The 26211-nt window shown below is 68.4% G+C and carries 23 protein-coding genes; 9 read left to right on the forward strand and 14 right to left on the reverse strand.

Annotated features, from left to right (window positions below; translation table 11 throughout):
- Window positions 1–2 precede the first annotated feature (2 nt).
- The 4 genes from ACMXN5_RS03910 to ACMXN5_RS03925 all read left to right on the forward strand — a co-directional run bounded on the left by ACMXN5_RS03910 (window position 3) and on the right by ACMXN5_RS03925 (window position 3848).
- On the forward strand, window positions 3–338 hold the full coding sequence (locus ACMXN5_RS03910) for an AAA family ATPase (RefSeq protein ID WP_439677941.1): 336 nt from the start codon (window positions 3–5) through the stop codon (window positions 336–338).
- Window positions 314–2053 carry a LuxR C-terminal-related transcriptional regulator gene (locus ACMXN5_RS03915; protein WP_439674000.1) on the forward strand — a complete coding sequence of 580 codons (1740 nt, stop codon included), beginning with the start codon at window positions 314–316 and terminating at the stop codon, window positions 2051–2053. The genes ACMXN5_RS03910 and ACMXN5_RS03915 overlap by 25 nt, the downstream gene beginning before the upstream one ends.
- Window positions 2054–2397: 344 nt before the next feature.
- Window positions 2398–3147: a MerR family transcriptional regulator gene (locus tag ACMXN5_RS03920; protein WP_439674001.1), complete on the forward strand. Its 750-nt coding sequence runs from the start codon at window positions 2398–2400 to the stop codon at window positions 3145–3147.
- Entirely contained in the window at window positions 3144–3848 is a 705-nt protein-coding gene (locus tag ACMXN5_RS03925) for a hypothetical protein (RefSeq protein ID WP_439674002.1), read from the forward strand. The genes ACMXN5_RS03920 and ACMXN5_RS03925 overlap by 4 nt, the downstream gene beginning before the upstream one ends.
- A gap of 400 nt (window positions 3849–4248) precedes the next feature.
- On the opposite strand, the gene ACMXN5_RS03930 is transcribed toward ACMXN5_RS03925, so the two are convergent.
- The 3 genes from ACMXN5_RS03930 to ACMXN5_RS03940 all read right to left on the reverse strand — a co-directional run bounded on the left by ACMXN5_RS03930 (window position 4249) and on the right by ACMXN5_RS03940 (window position 7213).
- Window positions 4249–4971, reverse strand: coding sequence for an FAD-dependent monooxygenase (locus ACMXN5_RS03930; protein ID WP_439674003.1), 723 nt, complete (start codon window positions 4969–4971; stop codon window positions 4249–4251).
- Between the two features lie 381 nt (window positions 4972–5352).
- Window positions 5353–6282, reverse strand: coding sequence for an SDR family NAD(P)-dependent oxidoreductase (locus tag ACMXN5_RS03935; protein ID WP_439674004.1), 930 nt, complete (start codon window positions 6280–6282; stop codon window positions 5353–5355).
- Window positions 6283–6325: 43 nt separating this feature from the next.
- Window positions 6326–7213 (reverse strand): SDR family NAD(P)-dependent oxidoreductase, encoded by an 888-nt coding sequence (locus tag ACMXN5_RS03940; RefSeq protein WP_439674005.1) that lies wholly within the window; start codon window positions 7211–7213, stop codon window positions 6326–6328.
- A gap of 70 nt (window positions 7214–7283) precedes the next feature.
- Here ACMXN5_RS03940 and ACMXN5_RS03945 point away from each other — a divergent pair, with 70 nt between their 5' ends.
- Window positions 7284–8213 (forward strand): LysR family transcriptional regulator, encoded by a 930-nt coding sequence (locus ACMXN5_RS03945; RefSeq protein ID WP_439674006.1) that lies wholly within the window; start codon window positions 7284–7286, stop codon window positions 8211–8213.
- Between the two features lie 264 nt (window positions 8214–8477).
- Entirely contained in the window at window positions 8478–8951 is a 474-nt protein-coding gene (locus ACMXN5_RS03950) for a hypothetical protein (protein WP_439674007.1), read from the forward strand.
- On the opposite strand, the gene ACMXN5_RS03955 is transcribed toward ACMXN5_RS03950, so the two are convergent.
- From ACMXN5_RS03955 to ACMXN5_RS03965, 3 genes are all read right to left on the reverse strand, one after another.
- On the reverse strand, window positions 8941–9930 hold the full coding sequence (locus tag ACMXN5_RS03955) for a helix-turn-helix domain-containing protein (protein WP_439674008.1): 990 nt from the start codon (window positions 9928–9930) through the stop codon (window positions 8941–8943). The two genes, ACMXN5_RS03950 and ACMXN5_RS03955, sit on opposite strands and share 11 nt — an antisense overlap.
- A gap of 108 nt (window positions 9931–10038) precedes the next feature.
- Window positions 10039–10320, reverse strand: coding sequence for a hypothetical protein (locus ACMXN5_RS03960; RefSeq protein ID WP_439674009.1), 282 nt, complete (start codon window positions 10318–10320; stop codon window positions 10039–10041).
- Between the two features lie 1169 nt (window positions 10321–11489).
- A complete protein-coding gene (locus ACMXN5_RS03965) occupies window positions 11490–13574 on the reverse strand; it encodes a GmrSD restriction endonuclease domain-containing protein (RefSeq protein ID WP_439674010.1) in 2085 nt (694 codons plus the stop codon).
- Between the two features lie 159 nt (window positions 13575–13733).
- Here ACMXN5_RS03965 and ACMXN5_RS03970 point away from each other — a divergent pair, with 159 nt between their 5' ends.
- The gene (locus ACMXN5_RS03970; RefSeq protein WP_439674011.1) at window positions 13734–14561 is read left to right on the forward strand and encodes a hypothetical protein; all 828 of its coding nucleotides are present in this window, start codon (window positions 13734–13736) and stop codon (window positions 14559–14561) included.
- Window positions 14562–14824: 263 nt separating this feature from the next.
- Here ACMXN5_RS03970 and ACMXN5_RS03975 read toward each other — a convergent pair whose 3' ends face one another.
- The 7 genes from ACMXN5_RS03975 to ACMXN5_RS04005 form a co-directional block, all read right to left on the reverse strand.
- Window positions 14825–15358, reverse strand: a complete 534-nt coding sequence (locus tag ACMXN5_RS03975) for a tyrosine-type recombinase/integrase (protein ID WP_391581919.1) — start codon at window positions 15356–15358, stop codon at window positions 14825–14827.
- Between the two features lie 169 nt (window positions 15359–15527).
- Window positions 15528–17471: a DUF3732 domain-containing protein gene (locus ACMXN5_RS03980; RefSeq protein ID WP_439674012.1), complete on the reverse strand. Its 1944-nt coding sequence runs from the start codon at window positions 17469–17471 to the stop codon at window positions 15528–15530.
- Complete coding sequence (locus tag ACMXN5_RS03985; protein WP_439674013.1) at window positions 17468–17953, reverse strand: three component ABC system middle component; 486 nt, start codon at window positions 17951–17953, stop codon at window positions 17468–17470. Before ACMXN5_RS03985 ends, ACMXN5_RS03980 begins: the two co-directional genes overlap by 4 nt.
- Window positions 17950–19164 carry an ABC-three component system protein gene (locus ACMXN5_RS03990; RefSeq protein WP_439674014.1) on the reverse strand — a complete coding sequence of 405 codons (1215 nt, stop codon included), beginning with the start codon at window positions 19162–19164 and terminating at the stop codon, window positions 17950–17952. The genes ACMXN5_RS03985 and ACMXN5_RS03990 overlap by 4 nt, the downstream gene beginning before the upstream one ends.
- Before the next feature lie 159 nt (window positions 19165–19323).
- Complete coding sequence (locus ACMXN5_RS03995) at window positions 19324–19455, reverse strand: hypothetical protein (protein WP_439674015.1); 132 nt, start codon at window positions 19453–19455, stop codon at window positions 19324–19326.
- Window positions 19456–20045: 590 nt separating this feature from the next.
- Window positions 20046–20726 (reverse strand): HNH endonuclease, encoded by a 681-nt coding sequence (locus ACMXN5_RS04000; protein WP_439674016.1) that lies wholly within the window; start codon window positions 20724–20726, stop codon window positions 20046–20048.
- Window positions 20727–21301: 575 nt separating this feature from the next.
- On the reverse strand, window positions 21302–22315 hold the full coding sequence (locus tag ACMXN5_RS04005; protein ID WP_439674017.1) for a tyrosine-type recombinase/integrase: 1014 nt from the start codon (window positions 22313–22315) through the stop codon (window positions 21302–21304).
- 188 nt (window positions 22316–22503) lie between these two features.
- On the opposite strand from ACMXN5_RS04005, the gene ACMXN5_RS04010 reads away from it, so the two are divergent.
- Window positions 22504–23508: a YdcF family protein gene (locus ACMXN5_RS04010; RefSeq protein WP_439674018.1), complete on the forward strand. Its 1005-nt coding sequence runs from the start codon at window positions 22504–22506 to the stop codon at window positions 23506–23508.
- A 413-nt stretch (window positions 23509–23921) separates the two neighbouring features.
- Window positions 23922–25229 (forward strand): PP2C family protein-serine/threonine phosphatase, encoded by a 1308-nt coding sequence (locus tag ACMXN5_RS04015; protein ID WP_439674019.1) that lies wholly within the window; start codon window positions 23922–23924, stop codon window positions 25227–25229.
- Window positions 25230–25326: 97 nt separating this feature from the next.
- Here the strand turns inward: ACMXN5_RS04015 and ACMXN5_RS04020 are convergent, their stop codons facing one another.
- Window positions 25327–26094 carry an SDR family NAD(P)-dependent oxidoreductase gene (locus tag ACMXN5_RS04020; RefSeq protein WP_439674020.1) on the reverse strand — a complete coding sequence of 256 codons (768 nt, stop codon included), beginning with the start codon at window positions 26092–26094 and terminating at the stop codon, window positions 25327–25329.
- Window positions 26095–26211: the final 117 nt, after the last annotated feature.

Raw genomic sequence — 26211 nt, forward strand, 5'->3', positions numbered from 1 at the left:
TGATCGGGCGCGACACGGATCCGGCCCGGATCGACCGCGCCCTGGCCGGCGGCGTGCGGGGCGGCCCACTCGTGCTGCTCGGGGATCCCGGCGTCGGCAAGACCGCGCTGCCGGCCGCCGCCGCGACGCGGGCCGAACGGCGTGGCGTGCGCGTCGTCGCGACCGCCGGGGTCGAGTACGAGGCGCGGGTGAGCTACGGCGGTCTGGGCCGACTCGTCGAGGCCGCTACCGCCGCCCCCGCGTCCCCGGCCGTCGCCGGCGCCCTCGCGGTGGCGCTGGGCCGGGAGGACGGTCCGGGCCCGAGCACGAAGGCGTGGCCGCGGCCGTTCTGGCGGTGATCCGCCGGCCGTCGGGCCAAGGCCCGACGCTGCTGGTCGTGGACGACGTGCAGTGGCTGGACCCGGCCGGCGCCACGGTCATGAGTGCGGTCGCCCGCCGGATCGCCGAGGGCGGCGCCCGGATGCTCTGCGCCGGCAGACCGGACGCGGGCGGCTTCTTCGACCACGGCGGCCTGCCCGTGCACGACGTGGCTCCGCTCGGCAATGCCGCGTCCGAGGAGTTGCTGGTGCGCCGCTTCCCGGCCCTGGCGCCCCGGGTCCGGCGGCGCCTGATGGCCGAGTCCCAGGGAAACCCGCCGGCCCTGCTGGAGCTCCCGGTCGCGCTCACCGGGCCGCAACCGCGTCCGAAGCACTGCCCGAGCGCCTTCCGCTCAGCCGGAGGCTCCAGGCGGCGTTCGCCTCGCGCGTCACCGGGCTGCCCGCACCCACCCGCCACCTGCTCCTGCTGGCCGCCCTGGACGGTACCGGCGACCTCCACGCGCTGCGACGTGCCGCGGCCCGACGCCGCCTTGGCACGATTCCCCGTCGTACCCGACGTATTGACGACGACGCGCAGTGCATTCGCCGACCCGGCGCGTACGGGCCCGACCGAATTGGCCGGGTTGGACGCGGCCGTCGCGAGGCTGGCATACGAGTCCGACCCGGTGCACATCGTCCGCGTCGCCATCGCGGGTGCGTACGTGGACCGTCTCGGCGGGTGTACGGAAGCCCTCCACCGCGTCGTGGCCGCCGGCCGTCGCGGCGAGAACATCCCACCGGCCATCGACGCCCTGTTCCTGCTCGGCAACCACGCCTGGATGACCGGGCAGTGGGCCGACCTGCGTGAGGTGTGCCTCGAAGGCCTGGACCTGTGCGACCAGTACCACTACCCCATGCTCGCCTGCCCGGGAAACTTCCTCCTGGCCTGCGTCGCCGCGGCCTGCGGGGACGACGCCTCGGTACGCGGGCTCACCGATCGGCTGGAGCAGCGGGCCGGCCCCCGACGCGCCGACGCGGTACGCACGTACGCCGCCCACACCAGGGCCCTGGCAGCGCTGGGCCGGGGCGACTTCGAGGAGGCGTACCGGCAGGCGACCCTCGTCGCCCTGTCCGGAACGCTCCCGAAATTCGTCCCACACGCGTTGTGGACGGTCATGGACCTGGTGGAGGCCGCCGTGCGCACCGGCCGCCGCGACCGAGCACTCGACCACGTCGCGGCGGCCCGGGACGCCACCCTCGACGCCGTGTCGCCACGCCTGCGCATGATCCTGCTCGCCGCCGCGGCCCTGGCCGCCGACGACATCCGACATCCCGGATTCGACGACACCCTCGCCGTCGAGGGAGCCGGCCGATGGCCCTTCGACCTGGCCCGCATCCACCTCTACCACGGCGAACGGCTCCGGCGTGGCCACGCCGCCAAGCAGGCACGCCGGCATCTCGGCACCGCGGCCGACACCTTCCGACGACTCGGCGCCCACCCGTGGGCCCGACGCGCGAACCACGAACTGCGCGGGTGCGGCAGTTCGGTCCCCCGCACCGAGGCGGCCCTACTGACGCCACAGCAGCGGGAGATCGTACGTCTGGCCGCGGTCGGGCTGTCCAACAAGCAGATCGCGGAACGGTTGTTCTTGTCTCCGCGTACTGTCTCCACCCATCTCTACCAGGCGTTCCCCAAACTCGGCGTCACCTCCCGCGCCGGCCTCCGCGACGCCCTGGGCGGCCCCCACCACCCATGACATGCGCCGCAGAGACGTCGTGGGTGCGCGCGACGTCCCCTGCTCATCCGACAGACCCCGGGGCAGCACGGCGGCCCCGGAGCCACGCCTTGACTGTCGCCGGCGGCCGATGGTGACGCCGGCCTTCCGCGAACCGAGGCGGTGCGGCTGCGTCGGGCGATCGTTTATTTCCCCCTCGACCCGCCCCGGGAGGACCCGCACACCGGTTCTCCCGGCCGCGCCGGGGTTCGTTGCTGCCGGGGATCGTGGCGATGAAGTCTCCGTCGGCATCACGTGGGCGGCGTCGAGGTCGCCGTGCGAGCCGACCTTGACCTTGTCGCAGCGTCATGGTTTTCACTGGTGTCATGCGAATCGGCGAACTCGCCGCGCTCGTCGGGATCACTCCGCGAGCCGTGCGGCACTATCACCATCTCGGGCTGCTGCCCGAGCCCGCACGGCGCGCCAACGGGTATCGCGAGTACGGCCTTCGGGAGGCCGTACTGCTCGCACGGATCCGGCGGCTGACCGAGCTCGGACTCGGGCTCGACGAAGTGCGGGACGTCATCACGGACGACGCCGGCCGGGAGCTGGTGGAGGTCCTGGAGGAGCTGGACGACGACCTCGCACGACAGGAGACGATCATCCTGGAGCGGCGGTCCCGGCTCGCCTCGCTCCTGGCCCAGGCCCGAGCCGGCCGGCTCCCCGCCGAGGGGCCGTTGTCACCGGAGCTCACCGCCCTGCTGGCCGATCTCGGCGAAGTGCCCGACTCGCCGATGGCGGCGAAGGACCGGGAACACCTCGTCCTGTTCGACGTCGCCCTCCCGGATGAGAAGCGGATCCGACTGATGGCGATGCTGGACGGGATGCGGGAGCAGGCCGCGGAGGTGTACCGCCTGCTGGACGCCCTCACCGACGCGCCCCCGGACGATCCGCGCGTACCGCCGGCGGCAGCGTCACTGGCCGCCCTGCTGTCCGACGAGGTGGCGACGCTCGGCACCGACGACCACGCCGACGCCGTGGCGGACGCGTTCTTCGCGGATCTCGCACCGGCCCAGGCAGCAGTCATCCGAGGCGCGCTCGCACTCGTGAGGCAACGACGACAGGGACACCCATGACCACAGCGAATGCCCCGACGACCACGGCCTCGTCCGCCGCCCCCACCCGGGGAGTGCTCACGAGGATCGTGCCCGAACCGGTCCGGCGGATCGTGGCGCACGAGCGACGCGTCTGGGAAAGCCTGATCCGCTGGGTCACCCGCCGACCGCACGGCGTCGAGGGCGCCGACGCGATCTTCACCCACGCCCGCGACCAGGCCCTGACGGTGTACTGCCTGGCCTTCGCCTGCATCGTCGAGACCGTCGCCGTGTCCTACCTCCTCCCCGGGCCACCGGTCGTCCACTACGTCCTCCTGGCCGTGGACGTCTACACCGTCCTGTTCGTCCTCGGCATGCAGGCCGCCGCCGTCACCCGACCCCACGTCCTCGTGAACGGAGCCCTGCGCGTTCGCCAGGCGGCCCACGTCGACATCCACGTCCCCCTCGACCACATCGCCGCCATCCGCCGCGAGACACGCTTCACCCACGAGAAGAGGGACAACGAACTGAACCTCCCCATCGCCTCGCAAACCTCCCTCACCCTCGAACTGACCACCCCGCTCACCGCCCCCGGATTCCTCGGCGCACCCCGCCTCGTCACCGTGATCAGACTCCACGCGGACGATCCCGGTGCCCTCCACAACGCCCTCACACAGGCACGACCCCGCAGTACGCCGGTGCAGCCCTACCGCAAAACCGCCCCGGACGGCCCAGTCCGATGACTGTGCCGTCGGGCGCCCGCGAATTCGGGTTGTCTGACCGATGCGGTGCGCGGCTCGCGTGGTACGAGATTCCGGGCGGCCCACCGCCGAATGCGACCAGGGGAAAGACAACCGCGACCGTGAACCCGAACGAAGTCGTGCTCGGCGACCATGCCCACGACGGTGCCCCAGGCGAATCGGGCGTGCAGCTCGACGACCTGCCCAGGAACCTCTGCAACAACGCCTCGATCCGCGCAAGTTGCTGCTTCATCGCCGCCATGTCCTTGGACGGGCCGTCGATCTCCTTCGACGCGGGGCGATACGCCTCGGTCGGCTACCCCCTCCGGATCAGTAGGCATCTCGGTCCTGATGCAGTCGGCTGGGACGACGCCCGGGGCGCCGGCTCGAGCATTCGATTTCTTCAATCGAGAGTCGTGACGGTCGTGACGGCCACCAGCGCAGAGACCGTGGTCCGGGCATCACACCACTCGGCCGAGGGCGGGATCCCGGACATCGCGCCGGGGGTACCGCCCGCCACCACGATCGAACGGCCGTCCAGGATGTGCGGAGACCGTGCGACGGCGCGCCACATGTGCACGCCGTTGCGGTGCACGGGGCCCTCGTTCGGGTGGAGTTGGGCCCGGACCGCGGAGTGGATGCCGTCCGCGCCGACCAGCGCGTCCGCGTCCTCGACGATCGACTCGCCGCTCGTGCGGTCCGGGAAGTGCGCCCGGACGCCGGACGCCGTCTGCTCGAAGCGTCGGAACGAGCGGCCGGTACGGACCGCGTCCGGCCCCAGGCGTTCGCACACCGCCGCCAGGAGCAGCACGTGCAGCCGGCCCCGGTGCACGGAGTACTGCGGCCACCGGTAGCCGGCCGCGAGCCCGACCGGCTCCTCCCACACCGGTGCGCCCGCACGGTCGTGATACCGCAAGCGGTGCGGGGGCAGCGCGACGGCCGCCAGTTCCTCGGCCAGACCGAGTTCGGCGAGTTCACGGACGGCGTGCGGCAGCAGGTTGATCCCCACACCGACCGCCTCAATGGTCCGGGCGGCCTCGCTCACCCGAGGCCACAGCCCGGCGGCGCGCAGGCTCAGGGCGCAGGTCGGCCCGGCGATGCCGCCGCCGACGATGGTGACTCTCATGGGATCCGCCCTGCCCTGCGTCGGTGCCGCGAACAAGGCTCCCCGAAGGGGCGCCCACCGATCATGCCGGCTGGGCCGATTCGACACCGTGGCAGACGAGTTCGGGACGCACGGCGCGCCCCGGCGGCAACTCCTGTCCCTGGAGCCGAACATGATCGCGCCGCCCCGGCCGACACGACCGGGCCTTCGGGCCCAGGGCCGGCGGTGGCCGTGCGGATGGCGCCACGGTTGACCGCATGGTCGCGGGCGAGGGCGGTGACGGAGCCGCCTGCCACGCAGCCGCGCGGACGGTGTCGGTCTTCGCGGGCCGCGGCGGCCGGGCGCCTTGGCCACCCTTCGTCTCGGTGGCCCTCGATCTCGGTCTCCCGGACAGCGGCGGTGTCAGCGTGCCTGTGCGAGCAGGTCGCGTGAGAGGTCCCACAGGCGGCGTGCGCCGACCGGGTCGACGGCGTAGCGGGCGACGCCGTGCAGGGTGCCGGAGCGGCGGTCGACGATCTCGGTCTCGTTGCAGTCGACGAAGTAGCGGCCCCCGACGCCTTCGAGGAGCGGTGAGGTCGCGAGGAGTACGGAGGTCGCGGCGCCCTGTTCGACGGTCTTGATCAGTTCGGCGGGGACGCGACCGCTGCCTCGGCCGCCGGTGTGGCGTTGCAGGTTGGTGTAGATGGCGCCGGGCATGAGTGCGTTGGCGGTGATGTTGTCGTCGGCCCAGGCGCGGGTCGCCTCGACCGCGAAGAGGGCGTTGGCGGTCTTGGACTGGCCGTAGGCGAGCCAGGGGTCGTAGGGGCGGAAGGCGAAGTTGATGTCGTCCCACACGATCGGCGACTGCTGATGGCCGGTGGAACTCACCACCACCACGCGGGCGTTGCCGTCGGCGGCCAGCGCGTGGTGCAAGCCGGTGGCGAGGGCGAAGTGGCCCAGGTGGTTGGTGGCGAACTGCCATTCCCAGCCCTGTTCGGTGTACTGCTCGGGGCAGGCCATGACGCCGGCGTTGTTGACCAGGATGTGCAGCGGTCCCTGCCAGGCGTCGACGAACGCGGCGATCGACGCGAGGTCGGTCAGGTCGAGGGGTGCGACGCGCACCTCGTGGTTCCCCGTGGAGGCGGTGATCTCCTTGGCGACGCGTTCGCCCGCCGCCGGATCCCGGACCGCGAGGGTGACATGCGCGCCGGTGAAGGCCAGGGCGCGGGCCGTCTCCGCGCCCAGTCCGGAGGAGCCGCCGGTGACGACGGCGCGGCGGCCGGTGAGGTCGATCCCGTCCACTGTCTCGGCGGCGGTGGTGCCGAATCCGAACGGGGTGGTGATGGCGTTCATGGGGGATCTCCTGGGGTTTCGAGAACGTGCGGTTGCGCTGTGGTCAGGGGGTGAGCACGCGGTCCTGCTCAGTCGGCGGTGTGCCGGAGTGCCAGTCCAACGCCTTGCCGAAGCGGACCAGTTCGCCGTAGAGGGCGGGGTCGACGTGGTCGGCGAGGATCAGGTCGAGCACCGCCTCGGCGGCCTCGGCGGGTGACCGGGCCTGGCTGTAGTCGTCGAACCACGGTCGGGAGGTCGCGGTGTCGACCATGCCGGGGCAGACGGAGGCGATCAGGGTGTCGGCGGCCAGATCGCGCTCGCGCCGGTCGGCAGCGACTGCGCGGACGGCTGCCACCTGGGCCACCTTCGACGGTACGTTCAGCCACACCGGCCAGCCGTCCTCGGCGGCCGTGCCGTGGTGGATGGCGGCGCGCCAGGATTCGATGGCGTATTCGACCTGGTCGAGGGTCGCGCCGTCGAACCGCGGGCGCAGCCGAGGGTCGAGGTGGCCAAGGGTGCCGAGGCTGCTGGCGATCACCAGCAACCGGCCGCCGGGGCGCAGGACGGGGGCGAAGGAGCGCAGGACGGCATGGGTGGCGGTGTTGGCGACGTCGATGAACTCGTCGGCGCGTTCGGCCTGTGATTCGTGCGGCAGCAGGCGGGCGACCGCGTTGGAGACGACGATGTCGACGCCGCCGTGGCGGTCTTGGAGTTCGTCGGCGAGGCGGGCGATCGCGTCGGTGTCGGTGACGTCCAGGACCCGGCCCTCGACCCGGGCGCGGGTGTCGGACAGGCGGGCGACCTCGCGGGCGGCGTCCGTGACGCGCCGGTGGTCGCGGCCGGTGAGCAGGACCAGGTCGCCGGGGTTCGTACGGGCGGCGAGCCCTTCGGTCAGGGCCCGGCCCAGCCCCTGGTTGGCGCCGGTGACGAGGGCGATGCGGGAAGCGTTCACACCTCGACGGTAGGAACCCTGGCGTCGTGCGTCCAACGAAAGTAACGCAAGCGTGGTATGCGTAAACATCATGGACTTCACGGATGTGTCGCTGACGGCGCTGCGCGTCTTCCGCGCGGTCGCCGAGCAGGGAACCTTCACCGCGGCGGCGGCGTCGCTGGGTTACACCCAGTCGGCGGTGTCCCGGCAGATCGCGGCGATCGAGCGGGTGGCGGGCGGGGAACTGCTGGAGCGGCGACGCGACGGCGTACGGCTCACCGCGACGGGGCGCCTGGTCATGCGGCGCGCGACGGTCGTGCTCGACGAGATCGACGCGACCGCCCGCGAACTGTCCGGGCTGCCCGGGCCGGGCGGCACCGTGCGGCTGGGCTGGGTGCCCACCGCCGGTACCACCCTGGTGCCGCGCGCGCTGGTCGCGCTGCGGCACAGCGATCCGGGCGTGCGGGTCGTCAGCCGCGAGGGTGGCACCCCGGCGCTGGTGCGCGCCCTGCGGGCGGGCAGCATCGACCTCGCCCTGTTGTCCTCGGCGCCGCCGTTTCGCGCACCGGACGCCGAGTCCCCGCCCCTGGTGGTGCGCACGCTCACCGAGCGCGCCCTGTGCCTGGCCGTACCCGCCGCGCATCCGCTGGCGCGCGGGGAGTTCGTCGACGCGGCCGACCTGCGCGGACAACGATGGATCGGCGGTTCACCATCCGGCGCGGACCGGCTCATGGGGGTGTGGCCCGGCCTGGACGAACGCCCCGAGATCGCGCACACCGCCCGGGACTGGCTGGCGAAACTGCACCTCGTCGCCGCCGGCTGCGGAATCACCACCGTGCCCTCCGCGTTGGCTCCCGCCGCGCCGTCCGGCGTGCGCATCCTGCCGGTGCGCGGCGGCCCGCAGGAAACACGCCGCCTGCTCCTGGCCCGACTCCCGGGGCAGCCGGTCGATCCGGTCGTCCGGCTCGCCGCCGCCTTGCGAGCCGCGGCCCTCGGAGAGGACACCGTCCCCGATCCGTGAGGTGGGGCCGTCGGCCGGGCGGCTCGTACGGAGGTGCGCCGGACGGGGGCGCGGCATGACGTTTGCGCATGGGGTGTATGCCCAACTGTCGTTGGACCCATGCCAGTCGGCTTCATAGCGTGACAGTGGACCCGGAGCCGGCCAGGTGAGCGTGGCCGCGGGCCTTCGACCGCCCGTCGTATCACGAGCAACCCCCCACCGTCCGTGAGCCCTTCCCGGCGAGCACCGTGCCGGGCCGTCCTCTCGACCGTCAACGAGGGAGCCGTGCCCAGAGGAATCGATCTCCACATCCCGTTCCCGTGCCGGATCAGCCCCGATGTCGATCGGGCCACGGAACGACATCTCGCCTGGCCGCTCCTCCACGGCCTGTTGGCCGACGAGGAAGCCGTGCGCAGACACGAGCGCGCGCGGTACGCGGAGTTGGCGGCGCGTTTCTACCCCGACGCGTCCGGGGCGGACCTCGACCTGGGCGTGGACCTGATGAGCTGGTTCTTCGTCTTCCACGAGCTGTTCGACGGTCCGAGCGGCGAGGACCCGTCCCGGGCGCAGGCTCTCGTGGGCAGCACCATGGAGGCGCTGCGCCGGCCGGTGCGCCCTTCCCCGGCGCCCGTCGTGCGGGCGTTCTCCGACCTGTGGGAACGCAGCCGCGAGCTCAGCCAGGTGGTGAGGACGGCCAAGAGACGGGAGCTTCGCTGCAGATCGAGAGCGCGAGGTCGCGAACCTGTGGCTACTCCATGACGAACCCACTCGTCGCTACGGCGGAGCTGAGCACCGCCGGCACGCACTCGTGTGCCCGACCCGCTTCGAGCGACGCTGCCGCGAGGAGCGTCAGGTATCCGAGACAAGAAGCTTTGCCGGGTGTGGTCTTCGTGCGACCGTTCTCCAGCCGCTGCAACGTTGCCACGGAGATTCCCGCAAGCTCTGCTGTCTTGTGCTCGTCGAACCCGCACTGTTTCCGCACGTCCGCGAGTTCTGCCGCATGCTCTCGACAATGCACCGGCAGGTCGTCCAATACCTCCGTGGCAAGTTGCTTGCGCACGTGCGCGACCAGGTGGCGCATGCGGTCTCTCCGCGAACCCAGGAGGAGCACGGAGGCTCGGGCAACGTGCTCGCGCCTGTCCTTACGGTCATCCCGTGGGGCCACCCGCATCACCGTTGCCCGGGCGCGGGCGCATTCGCGGCGCTCGGCAGTCGAGTCACCAAACGTTTCGTGCACGTTGCTGGTGCACGGCCGGGAGTCGTCCACGAGAGTCTCGACATATCCCGCGCCGGCGATGGCATCGTCGCACTCGCCGATCCTGGCAACCTGCGCAAGGACGTGGTCGCGCTCATCGGGGGTGAGCACTCGCGCCAGAGCCGAAGCGACGGCGTGCGCCTCGTCGCGTCCCGCCGGTTCGAACCCGGAACCCCAGCCTCGGAACATCGGCGTCTCCGCCGACCCCGGCAGGATCTCGGACAGCGCCTCCAGGGTGTAAGGGCTCCAGGCATTCATCATCAGCAAGAGCTCCCGCCAAGCGTCCGCCGACTGGTCGCCCGACCATGTCTGCCGAGATGCGGGCGGCGCCAGCATGGCACCGAAGGTGTCGAACTGCTCGGAGCACGTGGGGTTGTCCGCATACCAGTCGGCGCTGCGGACCAGAGTCCGGTGTGCGTATCGGATGGCGGCGTACCAACCGAACAGCGCCTCCCGATACTCGGCAGTTCGCTGCTCGGACATCACGGAGAAGTCCGACCCGACGTGGTCGGCACGGCAGTGCTGCGGACAGTCGGCGTCGGACAGTCTCCGCAGCGCCGTGCCCGTCTCAAGGGAAGGAATGAGAGCGGTCTACAAGTGCTCGGCCTTGGGACCACGATTTCGTCGATCCTCCAGATCGACCTCGAGGAAGCGGCGAAAACGGGGATTGCCGCGCCACTGCGCAGCTTCCGCCCGCACGTGCCAGTCCTCCGTCCACACGCCCGTCGCGATGACCTCGCGCAAGCCCGTCACAAGGTCCTCACGCAGCTGACGCCCGAAGGCGACGAGCACACCGAGCTGCCGCGGATCACCGTGCAGAGAACCCATCACCAGCTCGACATCGCGCTGCCGGTGGTCATACCGAGCGAACATCCACCCGCCTCGAATACGGTTCCACGTGCCGGGGAACTGCCGCGGCACAAGCCTGCATCATGCCGCAACGAACCGATGGATGGACTCGATTGCGCCGCACTGCAGCAGCACGGGCGTGGGCAGGCTTCGGCGGTGCCACGTCAACCGAGAGTCTTGAACCCTGGCTCCCTCGGAGCAAACAAGCCCTCCAACCGCTGAGCACGGTCAGCTTCAAAGCTGCTGAACTCCCACACGCTGGGGACCATTTGGGGACCACACGCTACACGCAATACGGCACGATATAGCGAAAAGTGAACGTCACATCGAGCAGCGAAAAGCCCCTGACCTGCGAAAATGCCCCATCTCCTTGACTGGGGGGGGTCAAGGGGTCGCAGGTTCAAATCCTGTCGTCCCGACGGTGTTCAAGAGGCGTTGACAGGGGCAAAAGCCCAGGTCAACGCCTCTTGCTGGTTCAGGCCACCACACGAGCGCACGGGTTGATCCCGGGTCGCCATGGACCATCCGTGGACCAATTGCGACCCCGGCGCACCTCCGGCCGAATTTCACGGCGACACGAATTCCCGCTTTGATAGCATAAGAGACTCGGCACCGACACCTTCCGGTCATACTTCATCACTGTTCGCCTTCAAAGAGCTGTCTCGCGGTAAGCCATTTGACCGCCGGTCAAGTGCGCCACGACATCGCACAGGTTCCACGCTACGCCTTCGGCTCCTCCACGAGCATCAGGCATCTCGGATGCGCGCCGGCACCGCGGAGCGCCGATGATCCACGGCTCCGAGGCTTCTATTCCGGTGGGCACGTTCACCATGCGTGGCTCCGAAAACGACCGACATCGCGTGCTGCTCCAGCATCCGGACACGAACCGTCCTCGGGAAGGTCAAGGGCACCTCAGTCGAATGCGTCCCTGCCCAAATGGACGTAGGTGTTCGGCACCCCGGCAGCATCCAGACGGTCTCGTTCCTGCTCCAAGGCCACGGTCTTGCCGCTTCCACGCTCCCCCAGCACAACAACCACCGGCACGTCCCCGGTCTCATCGAGACCCGCCACCCAAACGTGCCGACGCGAGCCCGGTGACGTTTCGCCAGCTGATCGTGTCAGCCATGGTCAGCTTCTCGGGCGATACCACCATTGCGACGACTTTTGCATCGGGACGGCCGGACTTCGACCCGTCAGGACCGCTTGCGTCGGTACTCGCTGCGCAGTTCGTCGAGCAGTACCGGTCCGTCGTCCAGGTGTGCGTTCCAGTAGAGCCACCCGTTCGTGCTGACGCCGGCGCTCCGCGAGGCGGCCGGTGACGGGGAGTCGAACTCCTCGCCGTCGAGGGTGATCCGGCCGCGGGCGTCAACCACCGCTTCGACGCCCTGGCCGTCACGTGCGGGCGTGAGCCTCGTCGGTGGTGTGAGCAGTCCCGCGTCGATCAGGTCGCCGAGGCGAATCCACCTCTCCTGTGGAGGGTTCGTCGCCGATACCGTCGGATAGGTGGGGGCGTAGTTCGGTTCGCGCAGTCGCGCGTACGCGTCGCGTACGACCTCGGCGATCAGCGTCCGACGAGCCGGCAGGAAATCGTCGTAGCTCATCGACTCCCACCCTTGTGGCAGGGCGTGCCAGTACATGTGGCGCGCCAAGCGCTCCGGCGTCATCGCTGTCGAGGCGAGTTCGCTCGGCCAGTAGTCGGCCGGCGGACGATCGGAGATCTCGATGTTGTCGTGCCATTCGACGAGTGCCATGTTGGCGACCTGGTTGATCCGCTGGGTGTCGTTGACGCCGGTCTTCTTCAGGTGGTTCCTCGGAAAGAGGTGATGGCGCTCGATGCCCTTCTTGGTGAGCACCGCCGGGTCCATGCGGCTGCGCACCCTCGTCGTGGACAGCAACGGCTCGGCGTCCAGCACGTTGAGCGCTGCGACGTAGGCGAGTTGCGCGGGCGACTTCGCGCCGGATGCCTCCAGACTGTTGGGCAGTGTGATGCTCCAGAAGTCCGGGGTGAACGTGGCCTCGACGGTTCGGTCCAGAACCGCCAGATATGCGGCGGCGTCACCGCTGGGTACGGCGTGCAGCCGATTGAGATCCTGTTCCACCCGAGTCTCGAAGGATCCCGAGTAGCGGCTCGTCAGTTGGGCCATGAAGAACCACCGCGCGATGCTCTCTCGCAGTCGATCCAGCGGAACCTGATGGTCGACGCGCCCGATGAGCCACATGAGGTAACTGAAGAGCACGGCGTTGTCCGACGAGATCATCTTGCTACCGCGGTACCCGGCGCGTTCCAGACACTGAAGGAATTCGTGCCAGTTGGTCAGGTCGAGTACGCGCTCTTGGGCTGCTTGGAGCCCGGCGAACCGCACCTTCCTGAGGTCTGCGGACGGCTTGCCCGTCTCGGGGTCGCGCCCTCGCAGGATCGTATACACCTGTTTGAGCACTGCCCGACGCAGCGCGAGCGTCGTGGTGACACGCAGCAGCTGATCCGCCTCGGGCCTGATGTACCAGTTGAACGGCGACGCACCGGTGAGCACCGGTTCACGGGCATCGCGGCAGAACCGCTCCAGCTCGACGCGTCCGGCGGGCCAGTAGACCGACATCAGCGTGAGGATGAAGTCGGCCTGATTGAGCTTGACGCCCTCGCTGTTGATCCGGACGAAGATCTCGGCGACCTGCTCCTCGTCGATGTCGGCGTCGAGTTCGACCACCTTGAAGGTGGACTTGTTCAGGTCGTGAAGCTCTTCGAGCGCGGTTTCCAAACGGTCGCGTTCGTCCTGGTCGAGTTCCCTCTTCTCGGTCAACCCGTCGATGAAGCGGCGGATCGTGGGCTTGCGATTGCCGGGTTGCCACAGCGTGCTGACGTCGGCCAGGTATTCCGGGTCCTTCTCGATCGCGGCATCGGTGACGGCGAAGGTGGCATCGGCCGGCCGGAAGGCGATGCGGATGCGCCCGGTGCTGTAGTCGCCGCGAAGGACGGGTTCGCCCGTCAGCACGGCGTACAGCGCGGTGAGCCGTTGCTGCCCGTCGACGACCAGCGCACGAGGCGCGTGGTCCTTGATGTTGGTTCCGATCTGCCGCGCGCCGGGTTCGGCGCCGGTCAGCCAGAACAGCAGGGAACCGACAGGGAATCCCTTGTACATCGAGTCGAACAGGTCGCGGACCTGGGTCGCCTTCCATACGAATGGGCGTTGGAGTTCCGGTAGCGCGATGTCACCTCGGCGGATCTCGGCAACGAGATGATCCACCCCACCCGTCGTGTCCTTGTAGAGCGTTCGAGCCATCTTCAGGCCTCCCCCGATTGTCGATGACCGGCGCAGTCCACGCTCGTTCGGGCTGTGCAACCGATGACCGACTGTCACGAATCATGTGAGATTACTCGACTTCCGGGGACCCGGAAACGGCACGGGCACCCCTGGACTCCACACGGGCATCCCGACGCCATGTACCTACGCCCATGGTTTTGCGGAGTTCGGCGGAGTCTGGCGTTCCTGGAAGCCGAGTGCGCCGACCCAGCTTCGCCGGTCTTCGGCATCCCCGAGTCCTCCCTCCTGGCCGAGTTCCCCGCGCCGGATCAAGCTCGGCGCGTCCTCGAGGCGGTCGGTGGGGGCGACCGCACCCACGCGAACATCGCCTCGACTGCCGGGGGCCGCAGCGGGGCTATCCCGTCGGGCTCGTTGTCGCCACTGCTACGCAAATTGGTCGAGGAGAAACGGGTCCTGGCGATGGACCAGCCGCTGTCGACCCGACCGGGCAAACCCGCCCTGTACCGCGTCGACGACAGCAACCTACGGCTGTACCTCGCGATCCTGCGCGGAGCACAGGAACAGGTCCGACGAGGCCGCCCCGCCAGCGCGTTCCGCCTCGTCGAACGCCGCTGGTCGACGTGGCGCGGACGAGCCGTCGAGCCACTGGTGCGCGAGGCACTCGAACTCGCCGCAGGGGAAGGCGCATTGGGCTGGGACGACATCGGGGCAGTTAGCGGTTGGTGGAACCGGACCTTCGACCCCGAAGTGGACCTGGTGGCCGTCGACCGCGCGCCTGTAGCGCGCCACGTGCGCCTGGTCGGATCCGTCAAGTGGCTGGCCAACCCATTCGACCGGCATGACATGGCAGATCTGGCCAGGGCGGCTCCACAGGTCCCCGGATTCGAACTCGGTGTCACCACCTTGGCGGTCGTCTCGCTGTCCGGCCTCGCTCTCGACGTGCCCACCGACCCGATCGGCCTGAACTGGGGGCCCGACGACGTGATCGCCGCCTGGCGCAGCTGAGCACCAAGCCGATCGCGAATCCGCGCCGTAGCCAGGTTCGACAACCGAATACAGGTGCCGACCCAACGTCTGACGTCCACCGCGTGGCACCACCTCGTGCCCGAGGCCGTCATGCTGCGCCAGCTCCGCAAACTCGGCTCTTCCGTGGACCAGTTGTGGACCACACGCCATGCGCGAAGCGGCACGATGCAAAAGAAAACGCACGTCGTATCAAGCATGAAAGGTCCCCTGACCTGCGGATACCCCGTCAAGGGGTCGCAGGTTCAAATCCTGTCGTCCCGACCAGCGTCTACGCAGGTCGGAGGTCGTCTTCTCAGAGATGGGAGGACTGCCTTTTCCGCTTCTCGGGGCGTGGTGGTCGCAGTGTGGTCGCACGACCGGCGCTCGGCCTTGGGGCTCACGAGCGATCGGCCCGCCACCGCCGCCGTGTAGAGCGGTTTGAACAGATCTCGGAGCCGGGCCGGGTGGTCGCGATGTGGTCGCAACCGATTCGGCGGGTGCCTCGCCACGTCCACTCCCTCGGCACCGGCGAGGGCCTCCTCGATGGCGTCGACGGCGCCGTGGGCGGCCTGACGGGTCGGGTGGGCGTAGATGTTCGCCGTGGTCGACAACGTCGAGTGCCGCAACGTCTTGGACACCACCGTCAACGGCACGCCCGCGGTGATCGTCAGCGTCGCCGCGAGGTGCCGCAGGTCGTGCATCGTGATCCGCAAAACCCCCGCCTGGGCGAACCAGTGGCGGAAGCGGTCCAGCAGGGTCTGCGGCCGCAACGGCCGACCGTCGTCACGCGTGAACACGAGACCGGTGAACGAATCGGCAGGGTCCACACGGCGCGAGCCGCTCGGGTGAGCACGCCTACGAAGGGTGGCTGCCACGCGCACGGTACTCGACCCTCATCCCGGTGAGTCCCGCCCGCCCCCCTTGTTTTGCTCAGCCACGCGCACGGGCATCGGGTGCGATGTCGGCTCAGTCGTCTTGGAGAATCCAGTTAGGTGGGATGAGAGCCGCCTGTCCGCCGCGCCATCGTTCGACGACTCCAGCCCGGAAGCTGTCGTCCCCCAGGTCCGCGTGCTCCATCACGATCACCTGGAACCTCCCGCCGAGACGACTCACCGTGTCGGTAATGGCCTGGTAGACCCGTAGGAGTGAGGCGCGGTCCTCTCCCGCGAGATCCACTTGAGGCCCGTCGTAGTCGGAAGGGAAGTACACCTGGGAAGGCTGGTCGAGGACCAGAACTCGGGGTAGGGGACGTCCTTGCTCGTCAAACCACTCATGCAGGCTGAGCAAGGCGGCGATGTGATAGCCCAGCCAGTTCTCCCCGCTGCCCATGTCGCTCAGCGGCACCGGGCCCCGCGGCGTGTCCGCCACGACGCTGAGCCGGCGGAGGTCCAGTCGCACCGGGTATTCGGAGTGTTCCAAGCCCAACATGCGTGCTTTCGTGGTGATCTTGTGGTTGATCAACGAGAGGCAGCTGGCTAGCCGATCGGCCTGCATGTCCGAGCCGAGTACTTCCTCAAGGTCGGCGATTTCCCGCTTCAGTTCCTCGCGTGTGTCGGTGACGGGCGGAGCGTGTTCGGCACGGGCCGCGTTTTCGAGGAAGAGACTAATCCTGCCTTGGGCGGACGCCGCGCGTAGGGACTGGCTGCGGAAGCGGGCGGCCTCACGCAGGCCGGCGTCAAGCGCTTCGCGATGTTCGCGGTTGCGGACCAGCTCTGCACGCAGTTCCTGAAGTCGCTCTTCCTCGACAGCAATCATGCCTTGGATGAGAGGGGCGTCGTCGCTGACGAAGGCAACGTCGGAATCCAGACGTTGCAGGTCCTCACGGATTCTCAGCGTGGTTTCCTGCGCCGAGGAAACCACACTGTCGCACACCGGACAGTGCGGGCTCGTGGCGTCGACTGCGGTCCGCAATAGGCCGAGCGAGGCGAGTCGTTCGCGCTGATCACGGGCCTGAACCAGGTAGTCGTTCTCCTCGGTCAATGTTTGGCGAAGGTCGGTGATGCGCGACCTGATCTGCTGATGCCGAGAGCGGAGTTCCCGCCGCTCGCGGTCCAGGACGGCGCGGTGGTCGGTGGAGTCGGGATACTCGAGTTCACCGAGTGTGCGGGTGAGAGCGGAGGCAAGAATCCGCAGTGCTTCGTCGAAGCCGACGATGTCGTCGACCGGCTCGGACAAGAGGCCCGCGCTCTCCGCCTCGGCTATCAGTCCGCGGGCCTGCCCAGGCGCGGGAGCGGCCTGGATAGCCTGGGCAATTTGGCGCTCTACGTTCTTTAGTTCGGCGCGTAGCTGCTTGAGTCGAGCACGACGCACCGCTTGTTCGGGTTCGACCGCTCCCAAGAAGTATGGCAGTGTGTCGCGGATGGCCTGTGGTCGCCACTCGTGTCCCTGGGAGTGGAAGAGATGGTCAGGATTGGCGATTTCGTTCTGTGCTTGGAGGCAAAAGAACAAGGCATGACGAATTGACGGCGACATGGTGGTGCCGCGCGCCGCTGGGATGCGGACGGTCCGGTCGATGCCGCAGAACTCGCTGAGTAGACGTCGGGCTGCCTCGAGAGGAAAGGTGAAGTCGATGCCGTCGCGGGGCGGCGGCGGGGCCCCCGCGTTTTGGAACTGCAGACACAGTCGCGGAGCTGGGCTGGTGCTGTTCTCGGGAGCCGGACGAGCGATGAACAACTGCTGTTCGCCGCGCACAAGTTGCAGGGCGAAGACGCTGGTGTAATCACGGACTTTGCCGGCGCCGACGGGGTAGTCGGTGCTGCCCATGCAGTAGTCGGTGATGGTCCAGATTGACGTTTTCCCGGTGCGGGAGTCTCCGGTGATGATGTTGAGGCGGCCTGGGTTCAACGCAAGGATGCGCAGCTGCTCGGGACGGTGCCCGTACAGGGCCAATGATTTGATCTGGTAGGTCATAGGCGCACTCCGAGCAGAGTCAGGACCGTAGCCGTACTCCCGCCGGTGGGTAGCCAGCGGCCGAGCATCTGAGCGGTCTTTTGAATCGCGATGACCGTATCGGAGGTTCCGGTGATCGCGGTTGGTATCGCACGGTGGCGCAGGGTCAGGCGTGCCCTCTCGTCGAGGCTGAGCAGCTGAGTCTGGAGCGCGAAAAGGATGCCAGGGCGGACCATGTTGGCCAGCCCCGGCGCGTTGGCCGCCATGACGACACGGATGGCCTGGTTCTCCTCGACCCACTTTGCCACGCTGGCCGCGGTGGTCCCCGGCAAGAGCCGCCGGATCGCCGGCTGCAGAGCCATCACTGCTGACGTAATGGCGACCGGCAGCGGGCAAGGTCCCGTCTTCTGGTGGCCCTGCACCACACGGCAGCTGACGAGGGCCATGAATGCCAGGTTGAACAGGGCCCGTTCCTCGCGACTGAGGTCCACAGATCTGCTCACCGGCTTTCCGCCGGCTCCAGTAGGGCCATGAGCCTGGCTTCGAAGTCCGGGTGCCAGCCGACCCGTTCCTCGTCCGCAAGCATTTGGTAGGAGCCGGTGGTCACGAACGCTTCGTCGCATCCGGGCCGGATTCTGTACCGGGCGTCCTGTTCGACCCAGGCGTAGATCTTCTTTGCCTCCCTGCGCATCTCCGATTCGGCTGCGTCTTCGCCGAGGTCGTCGATCATCACGTTGAAACGTCTCTGCCATTCTTCGACCAGGCGTCTCTCATACTCGCCGAGTTCCCCGGGGCGGAGGAGGTTCTCATTAGACCACCGAGAGCGCTGTTCATACGCGCGGACGTAGTCCCTCACGGCCATCCGGATGCGCGCGTTGCCGATGCCGGCAAGTGTCAGTTGACGTACGAAGGTCTTTTCCGTGTGCTCGGCCGCCTCGCCGTGAAGGTCGACGACATCGACATCGATGGGGAGGTTGTCGGGGCGGAACTGATTGCGCCGCTGGTCGAAGATGTCATCGAATTCAACGCCTGTGACCGGCCCGGATCCTGTGCCTGCCAGGTGGGCGATGCAGCGCTGGAGGAACCATCCTTCCAACCGCTGTAGGAAGGCCGATGCGTGGATATGCCCGACAACCAGCGCGGCCCGGCCCTGCAGCTGTTCGCCGGCCTTCGTGATGTCGTTGGCCTCGTCGAGCACCTGGATACGTTTGAGCAGGCTCAACCGCTGGTTCGCGTCCAAGGCGTCCCAGGCAGCGAAGTTGGCCTTGGCTGCCGAACTCTTGGCAGCGGAGTTTGCACGCGCCGTGTTGAGCAGCTTGAGCGCTTCGGCTTCGTCTCTCGCTCCGCCCGGCCGATTGGGCACCAGGAAGGAACCGGCGGATCCCGTCGGCACAATCCCAGTCGTCAGCAGAAACAGGTTCGTCCGCTCCAGGTCCATCTGCTGCTCGGAGACCGCCGTGGCCCAGATGCGCAGTGTCTTCCAGAGGTCGCTACTGGCATCGGTCATCCGTGTGCCAGGCGCGCGGTGCTTGAGCTGCCACCAGTTTGTGGCCGTGTCGCTGACCGTTTCGATGTCGTCGCCGGCCTCGACGGCAACTGTCCAGTCCAGACCTGTTTGGAGATGCTCGACGCACACCAGTAGGGCCATGCGCAACTGATACAGATAGCCGAGCGCCGCCGCAGAAGCCTCGAAGGGATCGGACTTGCCGCTCATTGCATCCCCGCCCCCCGACCCGGCATACCCTGCGTCACGAGAGCGTATCGGCAGCACAGCGTCCGGTTGTGGAAATCGGAAGACGAATCGATTCCCAACGCGGCATCGCCGGCCGGTGCGCGGGACCCTGGCCCGGACAAACCGTTCGGTAAGCGGTGATCATGATGTCGTGGTCCCGGCACCGTCATACAGGGTGCGGACCACCATCTCCTCGGCCTGGGCGTCGGTGATGCCGCACGGCGCACCGGGGCGCGGCAGCAGACCCGCCGGGACAAGCACATGGGTGCCCACCTGCGCTCGATCCGCGGGAGCACCGTCCAGAGCGGCGCTGACACGAGTGGGCGTCGTCAGCGCGTTCGCCGGGCCAACTCAGACACGGGCCAGGGTCGCGTCTCCAACGCAGGTCGGATCCAGGTTCGCCGTATCACCCGGAGCGATTGCGGCAACGACGATGCCGAGCAAGCTGTGCGAGTTGACGATTGCGATGTCGGGTGCGGTGTTGTCCGTTCGTCTGGTGTTAAACGAGGATCGGTCGGAGGGCGAAGGCAACGAGTGTCGTGTCGTCGAGAGCTGTTTCGGGTGGCCAACACGAGTGGAGAAGCATCGGCAGGTGGATACTCACGAAATCCGCTCCGCTGTGACCGAGTTCCCGTAAGCGGTGATGGTCGAGTGCGGGCCCGCCGGCAACTCGGACTACGAAGCTGCCCATGGTTATCCCATCCGCAGCCTGGGCCTACCCGAGGCAGCCACACCCGGAGTGTTCAGAGCACCCAGCTTCGACTCCGCGGGCCCAGCCTGCCGACCTCTCGGTGCGTCCCGACGGCACCCGGCAGGATGCTGCCTTCCCGCCGCAACCTCCACAACTACGCTGCTCCGTCGCCTCAATCACGATCCTTATCGGCGAGATACTCCCTGACGAGGCGTCCCAGTACGTCGCCCTCATGGGCGCGCTCGTTGAAGACAGCTCGCCGAAAGCCGGCGTACTCCTCACCCTCCAGGAAGGCAGTCATCCACTTCGCCTTCGGGTGGTGGTAGCCACAGCACATCAGGCGAGTACAAACTTTTCGAGAGCTGCCGAGGTTCGGCGTTCGCCAGGGATGATGCGGATAGCCCCGCAACTCTTCCTTGCAGCTCTCAAGGATCTTGGACAACTCCGTCTTGTTCTGATGCCGTTCGGTCCCGTAGTGCAACCGGAACCACTCACGGCGATCCGTGTCTGCTATCTCCCGCTGCACGCGCTCAACGCGCCTCGTGATGCCGGCGTAGACCTCGGGACGCATGGCTCGCGTTGCGAAGCCCGCCTTCGGATACCTGTGGTGCAGGTCCAGGTTCGCCACCCAACTCTTGGCGGTGCGACCCTTCTTCCAGCGATTGCAGTCATCGCAGGCCGGAACGAAGTTCCACCAGATATCGGGTCCTCCATCTGTGATGGGCTTCTCGTGGTCGAGTGTCGTAGCAGGCGACCGCCCACAGTAAGTACAGAGTCCGCGCTGCGCTGTCAGGACCATGAGCCATTCCCAGGTCTTCTGCTTACCTCGCTCACCACGACGGATCTTGTCCACCCGCATCCTTCCCGTGACTCGGTCGCGGGGATCGTAGGAGGAAGCACTGACATTCAGAGCGTGTGCCATCGACTCGACATGGGCGGATGGGCGGATGGAGGCTGCTCGGCGGTGGGCGGCTGATCTGTCGGCGCCTGGACAACCACCCGGACGCGTGGTTCGGATCGTACAAATGCGCAAGTACTACATCTACAACGAGAACCGACTGCTCGCCGCCGGGGCTGCCAAAAGTTGGATGCCTTTGCCGGTCGAGGAACCCAGCAACGATCCGGAGGACTTGGTCGCTCGGGTCGTCGAACTCCGATGCGAAACCGCTGCACCCAGACGAACGCACGGCACCAACGCTCGGACGCTGTGGACCAGTTGTGGACCACACGCCATGCACGAAACGGCACGATATACTGAAAATCGAACGTCGCGTTGAGCAGTAAAGTGCCCCTGACCTGCGGAAACGCCCCATCTCCTTGACTGGGGGTCAAGGGGTCGCAGGTTCAAATCCTGTCGTCCCGACGGTGTTCAAGAGGCGCTGACAGGGGCAAAAGCCCAGGTCAGCGCCTCTTGCTGGTTTAGACCACTTACCGGTTGGAATAGGCCCCGAAAACCTCTTGGGGACCATTTGGGGACCAGCCCGGGTCCAAATGCACCTGAAGCGCCTCAGAAGCACTGGTCACCAACCGCAGTTCCGGATGCAGATAGCGCTGCGTCGTCGCCAACGACCCGTGCCCGGCGATCTTCCGAAGTACATGCACCGGAACTCCCGCGTCGGCCATCCACGTCAGCCCGGTGTGACGCAATCCGTGCCGCAGCAGGAACTCGTAGCTCTGAGCGGCGACCACCTCGTCCCAGTGCGTCGCGTCACGCAGGATCGCCGTGGTGATCCGCCCACCGCGCGGCCCGGTGAACAGCCGCGTCATCGGGTCGGGGTCCGGCCCGGCGAGCGCGATGCGATGGAGCACGAGCGGGCGGACCTGCGGGATGACCGGCACCCATCTTCGGCGCTTGCCCTTGGTCCCCTTGTCGACCAGCCCCCCGGGCGAGGTGGTCGTCTGCCGACACAGGTTCCACATCCACGTCGTCGTGTCGATGTCCTTGATCCGCACCCCCGACACTTCACCGATCCGAGCTGCGGTGCACCCTGCGAACCGCACTACATCGCCCCACCCCCGGTAGCCTCCGTGCGAGCGGGCCACCAGAGCCTTCGCCAGCCCGTCGAGCGCGGCCCAGTCGCGCAAGGCGAGCGCACGTGGGTTGTCGAGCTCGTCCTCGGCCGTGCGATACGAGTGCTGCCACCCGGTCACCCGGGCCGGATTGGTCTCGATCAGCCCATCCCGCCGGACCTGTTGCATCACGCGCACGAGAATCGCGATCGTGTTCTTGACGGTCGACAGCCCCGCCCCGTCCTCGATCCACCCGTAGACGGCACGATCAACCGCGCCGTAAGTAACGGCGTGCACGGGCAAATGCCCCAGCCAGGGCTTGACCCGCATTCGCCATCCCGCCAGATACGGATCGGTGGTCTTGCGCTCCAGCCCACGCAAAGCCATGTCCATGACCAGGTCGCCGTATTCACCCAACGGCATCACGGCCATCGCCGGATCCACGCCCGCCGCAGCCAACTTCCTCAACCACTCGACCCACGCCTCGGCCTCCTCCTGCGAGTCGTGAGCCTCGGAGACCGACTGCCGCCCCCGGCCCATCGGATCGGATCGATCCACCGCAACCGAGCCCGGAACGGCGTCGGCCGCCTCTCACGAAACACGCCGCGTAGGATTCGCCGGTGTTCGCCTACATGGTTTCCGCATTGTTCATTTTGCTCTTTCTGGTCGGAATCCTGCGCGACCGCCGCAAGTTCGGCAACGCCGTGTTTCTGGGGCTGGCCCTCGTCGCCCTGATCGTCGGGCTGATCGGGGAACTGGGTCGGATACCACGGCCGTTCGTCACGGCGGTGGTCGTGCTCCTCCTGCTCGTACCGGCCGTGGGCGTACTCCTGCTGGTCGGTGCGCTGCTGTCCAACGGCGCGACGATGGTGCGCCGGGAGGGCATTCGCCCCGCCAACCTGCTCTCGCTCCTGGCGGGGCTGACCATCGTCGCCGTACTCGCACTTCTGGCGACGGCCGTGTTCACCCGCTCGCACACACTGATCGTGTTCACCGGCACCGTCGTCCTGGTGGTCGGCTACGTGTCCTTCCTCCTGGTGTGCTTCGTCGGCTACGGCTTCCTCTACGGGTGGTTGTGGGTGCGCCGCTCGGTCGACTTCGTGGTCGTACTCGGCTCCGGCCTCGTCGGCGGGGAGACGGTGCCGCCCCTACTGGCCAGTCGACTCGACCGCGCGCGAACCCTCTTCGAAGCCCAAGTCGCGCGCGGCAACCAGCCCGTGCTCATCACCTCGGGCGGCCAGGGCCCCGACGAGAAACTGCCGGAGTCGCACGCGATGGCCGACTATCTGATCGCCCGGGGAGTCCCCGCGGAACGGATCGTGCGCGAGGACCGCTCGCGGACCACCGAGGAGAACCTGCTCTTCAGCAAGGCCATCATGACCACCACCAACCCCGACTACCGATGCCTGATCGTCACCAACAACTTCCACGCCTTCCGCGCCGCCCTGACCGCCCGACGCACCGGCGTTCGCGGCCAAGTGATCGGCGCGCCGACGGCTTCGTACTTTCGGCCCAGCGCGACGATCCGCGAGTTCGTCGCGGTGTTCCTGACCTACAAGGTCGTCAACCTCGGCGTGTGCCTGCTCATCGCCCTGTCCGGCGTGGCCGCCTGGCTGCGCCTTTGAAAGACGCCCCGAGGCGCGGGAGCACGGGTCGCCTCCGGCCCGTGGCGACGTGCGGGTCGAGGACGGTCGTGGTCGTGGTCTCCCGACCGTGGGCGGGCATCGACGAGGCAGCCGGTCCCAACGGCGCGGGATTGGCGACTCGCGCCGGCGGTCCCCGTCGATCTTCTCCCGACCCGCCGGGGGTCGGCGCTTTCCGGCGCCGGACGCTTCCTGCGTGGAGCAGAGCGCATCCACATCGCCGACCGGCGCCACCGAGCGCCGGCCCGGGCGGGGGCGGGGGCGGGGGCGGGGGCGGGGAAGATCGTTGGTGTGCCTGTCGTTCGGTTGTCCGGACGTTTAGGCTGTCCGTCAGGTTGCTTGAGGCCGTTCTCGTTCCGAGGGCGGGCGGGGTGGGTGCCGGGGAAGACGGTTTCGTGTCGAGCTCAAAGGTGATCACCACGCCCGTGGTGGCGGACAAGGCCGAGCTGCCGGCGGCGGTGTTCGATCCCGCGCGGTTGGCGGCGGTGGCCGCGAGCGGCCTTCTCGACAGCGCGCCCGAGGGCTCGTTCAACGACCTGACCGAGTTGGCGTTGGCGGTGACCGGCGCGGGCGTTGCGTTGTTCACCGTCGTGGACGGACGCCGTTCGTTTCGGAAGGCGGCCATGGGTGTCGACACCACGGCCGGCCGGGAGAACGACGTCGCGGACAGCCCGTGTCACCTGTTGATCGCGTCCGGGCGGCCGTTGATCGTCGAAGACGCGGCGGCGGACCCCAGGATCGGGCGCCTCGCCGAGGTCTCCGCGTGGGGTGTCGGCGCCTGGGCGGGGTTCCCGGTGTTCTCCCCCGACGGGCATGTGCTGGGCGGGCTCTGCGTGGTGGACGCGCACCGACGCCCGTTCACCGAGCCCCAGCTCAAGGCGTTGCGCACGCTGGCGCGTTCGGTGTCCTCCGAGGTCGCGTTGCGGCAGGCGTTGAGCGAGTCCCGTACGGCGGGGCGAGCGTCGGCGGCGTTGGCGCGCACGTTGCAGGACAGTCTGCTCCCGCCGCATCTGCCCAAGGTCGCGGGCCTGGACGTCGCCGCCGTCTACATGGTCGCGGACGCCACCGACGGAGAAGTCGTCGGCGACTTCTACGACCTCTTCCGCACCCGCGGGTCGAGCTGGTGCGCGGTGATGGGCGACGTGTGCGGCAAGGGCGTGGAGGCGGCGAAGATCACCGCACTGGCCCGGTACACCGTCCGGGCGGAGGCCACCCAGCACGAGGGGCCGGTGAAGATCCTGCAGCGCCTGCACGAGGCCCTGGTCGACCAGGCGATCGGCGACCGCTTCCTCTCCGCGGTTCTGGCCGTCCTTCACCCCGTGGACGCGGGCGCGTTCGCCGGGCGCCTGTCCAGCGCGGGACACCTCCCGGCACTGATCCGCCGTGCGGACGGCACGGTGGAGGAGGTCGAGTGCCCCGGCACGATCCTGGGTGCGCTGATCCCCGAGGTGCGCCTGCGCGAGGCCGACTTCCGGCTGGAGCCGGGGGACGCGATACTGCTGTACACCGACGGCATCACCGAGGCCCGGATCGGCCGCGGGCACCCGATGTTCGGCGAGCAGGGCTTGCTCGCCGCGCTGGCGGCGACCGCCGGCATGAACGCGGGCACCACTGTGGCGTTCCTGTCCCGCGCGGTTGCCGCACACGCCAGAGGGCACGCTTTCGACGACTCCGCACTGATGCTTCTGCGCGTCACCCCCTGAACGACGCCATCGCCTGCCCGGGGAACCCGAACGACGCGCCTGGCCGGTGGTCGAGCCCTGGCCGCGCAGTGCCGGCCGGAGGCGAGGAAGCTGCTTCCTACTGGGCGGTGTAGCCGCCGTCCACGGGAAGGGCGATGCCGGTGACGTAGCCGGCGCCGGGGCTGCACAGCCACAGGACGGCCTGGGCGATCTCGTCGGCGGTGCCGAGGCGGTCGATGGCCTGGCCGGCTTCGGCCCGGTCGCGGTCGAGTTCGCCGCCTTCGACCATGGCGTCGACCATGGGGGTGGCGATGGTGCCGGGGCAGACGGCGTTGATCCGGACGCCCCGGGAGCCGTATTCGAGGGCGGCGCTCTTGGTCATGCCGATCACACCGTGCTTGGAGGCGTGGTAGGCGGCACGGCCGGGGTTGCCGACGAGGCCGCCGAGGCTGGAACAGTTGACGATGGCGCCGCTTCCCTGCTCGCGCATGTGGCGCAGTTCGTGCTTCATACTCGCCCAGATACCGCGCAGGTTGACGTTCTGGACGCGGTCGAACTGCTCGGCGCTCTCGTCGGCGGCGTCGGTAGGCGGGGGCATGATGCCGGCGTTGTTGTAGGCCATGTCGAGCCGTCCGAAGGTCTCCACCGTGCGGTCGACGGCAGCGGCGACCTGGTCCTCGTCGGTGACGTCGCAGAGCAGGGCGAGGGCTTGGTGGCCGGCGTCGGTGAGCTCCTTCGCCGCCTTGTCGACGGCCGCTTCGTCGATGTCGGCGAGGCCGACGGCGGCACCGGATTCGGCGAAGGCACGGGCGGCGGCCAGGCCCATGCCGGAGGAGGCGCCGGTGACGAAGGCGACCTGGCCGGTGAAGTCGTAGGTGGGGTTCATGTCGTTCTTCTCCTGTCGAGAGGCGGGACGCGATGCGGTGCGTGCGTCAGTACCCCGAGGGCACGCATGCCGTCTTGGTGTCCCGCGTACGGGGCGGCGCGATGCGGTGGGCCACGA

Origin of the sequence: Embleya australiensis, assembly GCF_051903075.1 — a bacterium.
GTDB lineage: Bacteria > Actinomycetota > Actinomycetes > Streptomycetales > Streptomycetaceae > Embleya.